Origin of the sequence: Gemella sp. GH3, assembly GCF_013415425.1 — a bacterium.
GTDB lineage: Bacteria > Bacillota > Bacilli > Staphylococcales > Gemellaceae > Gemelliphila.
Map to the genome: position 1 here is coordinate 1 of NZ_JACBYC010000097.1, position 381 is coordinate 381.

Consider the following 381-nt stretch of genomic DNA (forward strand, 5'->3'; position numbering starts at 1 on the left):
ACGTATGAATAACCGAAACCACAGAAAAATCGTTATTATCGACGGTAAAATTGGTTATGTTGGTGGTTTCAATGTAGGTGATGAATATTTAGGTAAATCTAAGAAGTTTGGTTACTGGCGTGACACGCATCTACGTATTGTAGGTGATGCTGTAAATGCATTACAACTTCGATTTATTTTAGATTGGAATTCACAATCTACCCGAGACAATTTAACTTATCAAGAACGATATTTCCCTGATGTTAATTCTGGAGGAACAATCGGCATTCAAATCGCTTCTAGTGGACCTGATGAAGATTGGGAACAAATCAAATACGGTTACTTAAAAATGATATCATCAGCTAAAGAATCAATTTATATTCAATCCCCCTACTTTATACC

At 34.9% G+C, this 381-nt stretch carries 1 pseudogene; it reads left to right on the top strand.

Features of this window, described 5'->3' with window-relative positions:
* A pseudogene (locus HZY83_RS03325) lies at window positions 1–381 on the top strand (cardiolipin synthase); the annotation flags it as partial.